The organism is Dyella sp. AD56 (assembly GCF_002878475.1).
Classification (GTDB): Bacteria; Pseudomonadota; Gammaproteobacteria; order Xanthomonadales; family Rhodanobacteraceae; genus Dyella.
On sequence record NZ_NRDP01000032.1, the window covers coordinates 24828 to 30827 of the forward strand.

5 protein-coding genes and 1 pseudogene are annotated in these 6000 nt (G+C 58.9%); 5 read left to right on the top strand and 1 reads right to left on the bottom strand.

Features of this window, described 5'->3' with window-relative positions:
* Nucleotides 1–708: 708 nt before the first annotated feature.
* Together DyAD56_RS19955 and DyAD56_RS19960 are read left to right on the top strand one after the other, a co-directional pair.
* Nucleotides 709–1074: a hypothetical protein gene (locus DyAD56_RS19955; protein ID WP_102304593.1), complete on the top strand. Its 366-nt coding sequence runs from the start codon at nt 709–711 to the stop codon at nt 1072–1074.
* A gap of 689 nt (nt 1075–1763) precedes the next feature.
* Nucleotides 1764–2555 carry a hypothetical protein gene (locus DyAD56_RS19960; RefSeq protein ID WP_102304594.1) on the top strand — a complete coding sequence of 264 codons (792 nt, stop codon included), beginning with the start codon at nt 1764–1766 and terminating at the stop codon, nt 2553–2555.
* Here DyAD56_RS19960 and DyAD56_RS19965 read toward each other — a convergent pair.
* A complete protein-coding gene (locus tag DyAD56_RS19965) occupies nt 2552–3289 on the bottom strand; it encodes a hypothetical protein (protein WP_102304595.1) in 738 nt (245 codons plus the stop codon). The two genes, DyAD56_RS19960 and DyAD56_RS19965, sit on opposite strands and share 4 nt — an antisense overlap.
* A 1332-nt stretch (nt 3290–4621) precedes the next feature.
* Here DyAD56_RS19965 and DyAD56_RS19975 point away from each other — a divergent pair.
* From DyAD56_RS19975 to DyAD56_RS19985, 3 genes and pseudogenes are all read left to right on the top strand, one after another.
* On the top strand, nt 4622–4924 hold the full coding sequence (locus DyAD56_RS19975; RefSeq protein ID WP_102304597.1) for a YlcI/YnfO family protein: 303 nt from the start codon (nt 4622–4624) through the stop codon (nt 4922–4924).
* A gap of 97 nt (nt 4925–5021) precedes the next feature.
* Nucleotides 5022–5315, top strand: a complete 294-nt coding sequence (locus DyAD56_RS19980; protein ID WP_102304596.1) for a hypothetical protein — start codon at nt 5022–5024, stop codon at nt 5313–5315.
* Between the two features lie 248 nt (nt 5316–5563).
* Nucleotides 5564–6000, top strand: a pseudogene (locus DyAD56_RS19985) (transposase); the annotation flags it as partial.

Sequence of the window (6000 nt, forward strand, 5' to 3'; positions counted from 1 at the left end):
ACTGCGCGTCAACGTGACCCGGCCCGCATTGGGGGAAAGGCCATAGAAACGGGGCCCATGCTCTGAAGCGAAAGCCTCAAGGCGGTCAAGTGCGCCTTCCTCTTCAAACACCTGTGCATACACTTCCAGCGCCACTGGCGCATTGAATATCCCCGCGCAGCCGCATGCCGATTCCTTCACGGCGCGCGGATGGGGCGCGGAGTCCGTACCAAGAAAAAAACGGGGCGAGCCCGAGAGCGCGGGGTCCGAATCGGCCTGCGACAAAGCGGCAAGACGAGCTGGCAGACAATTTCACCGGACTCGTTTAGGCGTGGACTGTGGGGCAGCAGCTGCGGGCAATGGAGATTCCATCAATCCGAGCAAGTACGCTACGGCCTCATCTTCTGGAAAGAAGGCCAAAACGTCAGCGACGGTCAAGTTATATTCGCGCCTAAGGTCATCGAACTCTTGCCGTGCTCGAAGCGCCGGATCGGGCTCCTCTGCGATGCATGCCTGGTTCACTCGCTCGAGATTTGCAAGTTCTTCCTGAAGGCGGTGATCGAGTTCATCGAGAGCGGATCGCGACAATCGGCGGGTCTGAATCATGTAGAGATTGTCGCACAGCCCGCCGACCTGATGGTCTTTGCCACCTTTCGACTGGTGTTCGGCTGTGTCGAATCTGGATTATATTTCCTGTACCAAGTGAATATAGCCCGGTAACAAACCGCCATGCCGAAGCTACATCCCTACGAAGAACAACTGGACCCGCTTGGATTTTTCCAACACGGGCACCCTTCGCGCGAAAGGGTGCTTGAGTGGTTCGGGCTTTCGGAAAGCCAAGCCAGGGAGATTCGGAAAATCACCCCTCGCGACGGACCAGGGCTTGAACCCCAAGATAGTCTCATTGCGCAGCTGGCTTATTTGGCAAACGCAGTAACGATGGCGTTGGCAGCTGACTCCAGCAAGGCGCACCAATGGTTTCTCACCCGCAATCCGCTGCTGGGCGACGTCGCCCCGTTAGACATGATCAAACTCGGTCGGATTTATCGCCTCGAAACATGGATTGAGAACGCACGGCGTGATGCCTCTGATTAGAAGGATGGTCGCCCCCCGTAGAGCATTGGCCTGCCAGACCCCTTCTGCGGGCGACCGAGCGCCCTACGACAAGAGCTGACGCACGTTCCGGAAAGGTCCACACTTCAATCAACCAAGAGTCGTTCCCAGGGAGTGAGCTCCCGATGCCAGGCACAGTTACGCCACTAATAAAGCTTATTGGATACGGTGTACGCCACCGTCCCTACGAATCGTTTTACAGCTATGTAGCCCGCATGATCCGGGTCAACCATTTGAGCGCCCAAGAAACCCGGAAGGTCATTCCGGCCGACTGGTTGCGCCTTGCGTTTGAACCGGAGCACGCGTCGATCGCGCTCATGGAGCGCTGCAGCGCGTGTGAACCCGAGTCGATGCCGTTTGCGTTTCACCAAGCGTCCATCCACGCCTGGCTCCCAATGCAGTCCTTGGAAAGCCATCCCCTCGAGCGAATGCGCTACTGCCCGAAATGCCTAACGCTTGGATGGCATAGTTATGCTTTTCAAGCACGACTTCTTCGCCGCTGCCCTTATCATGGTGTCGCACTGATGGACGCTTGCTGGTCATGTGGCGCCTCGATAGCGTGGCGCGGATATCCGCATACGTATGTGGGCGACGCCTTGCGATGCACGCGAGGATGCGATATCGGAGGCGATGTATTAGGTGGCGTACTTCCTCCACCCGAGGAATTGGTGATGACGTGGGCCGCGCAATGGCAATGGGTCCAACAATTTCAGCAACAGATCAGCGCGATCATCGGGCCAATCTATGTGATGTATCCCCCTTGTCGGCGCATTTGGATGGAGGTGGACCTACCTACGCCAGGCGCATTTGCCGCACTCTTCAGTGCGCTGCAGCCGCTTGCGCCCCATCTCGAACCACTAACTCCTGATCACGATGAGAGTCACGGGGCATGGGTCGTCGCGATTAAGCCGTGGAGCGCTCCGGCAGCCCATTGGCCGTCAGGCGAGACAGACGACGCGCCCCTTCAGGCATTTCGCCGGAGGGCCTATGAGTCGGTGCTACCTCTGCCAATATCCCCTTGGCTGGATAGTGAGCTGGAGCGCTTGAGAAAAATGGAGTTCGACACGCACTGGCATTTTGAAGCAAGGACCGAGCAGTCTATTGACGTCCTAGCTTTTCCGTCCTACCTCATCACTAACAGCGAGCTGATCGCGCTGTACCGCATCGCGATGGCGTCATTTGAAGTTGACTCAGGCATCAGTCTTTATGCGCAGAGCCTGATCGATACTTTGAACATCGCATGCAAGCGACGCCGCGCTTGGGACCGCCTCGAGACTGCCGATGTCCTCAACGTCAGTGAGCGCCTGGATGGTCTGATCCAGGTGGATGGCCAAACCTTCCGTCTCGTCGGCTCCGCTGTTAGCCCGAGCGGGGGAGCATCGGCATGGGACAACTTCTCTGAGCAAAGCTATCCCGACGCGTGGGTAATTTATCCCGCCCGTGCGCAGGCTCTTCGTCACTAGGGTGCATCCCCTATTCGAGGGCTACCGCCTTCCAAGATGCGATACACCGAATTTACTCGCTCAAGTCCAAGATGGTTCGCGGTCGCCACCAGTCGCAGATATTCGGGACTTTCGCAGTCACCAAGGCTCCGGATCATGGAGGGTCGACAGGGCCGACCGGCCACCTCCACGCCCGCCGCGATAGCCAAGCGATGGAATCTCATGAGCACCCATTCGCGACTCGCTTTCGCCACACCGTGGCCCGACGCTTCTCGAACCAAGTAGGGGAGTGCAGGCGTAGCCGGTTCAGCCGTGATCTCCTGGACGTCCTGCACACGACACACCCACCAGGCCGTGACGGCCTCAGCATCAGATCCGAGAAGCCGCCTGCATGGATACTGTCGTTGGAATGAATTCGCCGGGCGACGAATCGAGATATCCACGGCAGGCTCCAGAACGTCTTCGCCTTGGATCTGACCAACGATCAAGTCGCCGAGCCGAAGCCGTGAAACCTGGCTCGTTGTGAGGACTTTCAACAAAGTCACCATCGCCCGGTCTAAAATGCCGTCTCTGGATTCAGGGCAGGCGTCGCGCATCTGACTAACGATGTCGCCGCTCAGAGCCGCGAGCTGGGGGTCGCCCAGTGTGGCATTTACGTGCTGCCAGGCCGCACTAATCCGGACGATGCCTTCGCGGAATTCCAATTCACCAGCGTAGAAGCCGGGATGCAGCTGTTCCTGGCAGGTCGACAGCACTCTAAGGCGCCAACGCGACGTAGCCTCGCTAGGGCAAGCATGGCCCCGGAAATATCCGCACCGTCGAAGGGCCGCATAAGGACCCAGGCTCATGGCACAGACAGCACGTCCATCCCGAACGACAGGCAACTGGTCTTCCACGAATGCCTGAATCTCCAAGCTGCTCAAAGGACGCGCGGGCTCACAAGCTAGCGGGAATTCGTGCGGAAAATGGCGCAATCGGTACCAGGTGGCGGCATATTCCAGCACCAGCAAGTATTGAGCTCGGCTTCGGGCCGATAGTCCCGGGCTCAGCAGTCGCGTAATCCACGGAGGCTCCATGTCGATTGCCTCAGTTGAGGGGCATTTCTGATTTTCTAAGCCTTAGCTCCGCGGTTGGCAATGCGATCCTCGTGAGATGCGATAATGAGGGCGCAACTTGATGGATACAACGTTCTGTCCGTTATTTTGGGATGCAGCGTTAGGGCACAAAAGGATACAAGTTGCGTCCAAAAGGGACACAATGTTGCGCCAGGAGTACAGGGAAACAAGGCGCTCATCAAGGCAGCGCTGGCCCGTCCATTATTTTACATAATATACATTATGCGAAGTCAGAGACCGCCGGAATGGTGGGTCCAGATGCTGGCTCTGGCGCTCCTGCTGCTCGCCGTCGCAGGCCATATCGTCGGCCATGGCACCTGGCACCCGATGGCTTTCGGGCTCTCCGCCACAGCTGCTTTCTGAGCCGCAAAGCCTGCGCCGAGTTCCTCGGCGTGTCGATGCGCACGGTTCGCTACTGGGACGATGGCCAGCGCCGCGTGCCTTGGTCTGTGGTCCGGTTGCTTCGCCTGCGCCGTCGCGGCGACATGGGTGCACTCAACGATCGCTGGGCCGGCTGGATCTTGAACGAGCGCACCGCGGAGTTGGTCAGCCCCAACGGGTACAGCTTCCTTCCCGGGAAGCTCGAGGCTTGGCCGCTGCTCTGCGAGCAGGCCCGGTTCTGGCGCCAGGAGTTTGCTCAGCGCGCGGCGCGGGGTGCCGGGGCTATGGCCCCGGCGAGGCCGGAGGCCGTCTCGCTCCAACCCGAAGCCGTACAGGCCGATCCCGTGATCAAAGTCGAGCAGGTGATGCCAGTCATCGCCCTGCTCCAGCTGACCAATCTTTCTTGGTTACCTGCAGGGGCCGAGGCCCACACCCCTCGCGCGCAGCGCGAGGGGTGTGGGCTGGGGCTTGTCTTTAATGCAACAAGGGACATGCCATTCGGGACGAATGGCTTACTGGCGCGGTTCGCGCCGGATGGACATGGGGCCATAATGGGGCCAGAATGGGGCCACATTTTGAGCGGAGTGATCCATGTCCGAGACGGCGAAATTGAACCTGCGGTTGCCTCCCGACTTGAAGGAAGAAGCGTCGGCGGTGGCGGAAATGATGGGGCTCAGCTTGAACGCCTTTGTGGTCCAAGCCGTGAGGAACTGGACCGGCTTCCAAGCGGAAAAGTTGGTCAAGTATCACCGGACGATGAAGGGATCGCCGGACCCTGCTCCGGCTCCACCGGCGGCTGCCTCGCGGGTAGCTCAGGTGTCCAAGGTGGGGGCGAATCAGCCCTGCCCGTGTGGCAGTGGCCAGAAGTACAAGCGGTGTCACGGTAAGCCGTGACACGGCACGAAAGGTGCCGCCCGGGCCGAGTTTGACGGCCTGACCCGGGCGGCGATTGGTAGAGACCAACCGGGGCGTTGCCCCAAGGGATGATCGCATGAAAGCGGTAGAGAGACGGCAGCATGAGCAGTTGCTGGGCGTGTGGAAACGCATGTTGCAGGCGTTGTTGGATATCGGTCCGACCAGTGATAGCCAGGAGGATTTGGACGCCTACGGTAACGTCAAGGATTACATCCTTGACCGCATTGAGGAGCAGGAATCGATTTTGTCGGCGGCAGCGAGAAAATGCCGTGGTAAGCGCCCTTTTTTGGGCGCAGATTTGAACGGTTTGCCACCCGGAGAAAATGCTGTCGATAATGCCACCTCTCGCGGGGTGGAAAATGCCTGTTAAGCCGGCCAAAGATATACATTATGCGAAATTCTTGATGGCTGGCATGGCGGTCGCCGCAACTGTCGTCTACCGCTTAACCATGCCATCCAATGACTGCATCGGCTAAGTCTGTGCCGGTGCCGACGTCCCCCCGCTTTTGAGTAGCGATTCGATTTGGAGTCCAATCCCCCAACCGAAGGAGATTGGACGTGAAGAAGCGTTTTACCGAAGAGCAGATCATCGGCTTCCTGCGAGAGGTTGAAGCCGGCATGCCAGTCAAGGAGCAGTGCCGCAAGCACGGCTTCAGTGAGGCTTCTTATTACCTGTGGCGCAGTAAATTCGGAGGCATGAGCGTGCCCGAAGCAAAGCGACTGAAGGATCTGGAGACAGAGAACGGGCGGCTGAAAAAGCTCCTGGCCGAACAGGTACTGGAGAACGAAGTCATCAAGGATGCGTTGCGAAAAAGTGGTGAACGCACCGGCCCGACGTGAGCTGGTGCGTTACATGGTGGGCAGAGAACTGAGCGAGCGTCGGGCGCTGGCTATCGTCGGCATGAGCGCGAGCGCCTATCGCTATCAAGGTCGCCCCGATCGCAACATGGCGCTGCGCGAGCGCATCGTCGGTTTGGCCCAACGCCACCGACGCTATGGCGTCGGCATGATCTATCTGAAGCTTCGGCAGGAAGGACTCGTGGTGAACTACAAGC

Excerpts from the sequence above, each read along its gene's own strand:
- DyAD56_RS19955 (WP_102304593.1), top strand. The coding sequence starts at position 709 with ATGCCGAAGCTACATCCCTACGAAGAACAACTGGACCCGCTTGGATTT.
- DyAD56_RS19960 (WP_102304594.1), top strand. The coding sequence starts at position 1,764 with ATGACGTGGGCCGCGCAATGGCAATGGGTCCAACAATTTCAGCAACAG.
- DyAD56_RS19975 (WP_102304597.1), top strand. The coding sequence starts at position 4,622 with ATGTCCGAGACGGCGAAATTGAACCTGCGGTTGCCTCCCGACTTGAAG.
- DyAD56_RS19980 (WP_102304596.1), top strand. The coding sequence starts at position 5,022 with ATGAAAGCGGTAGAGAGACGGCAGCATGAGCAGTTGCTGGGCGTGTGG.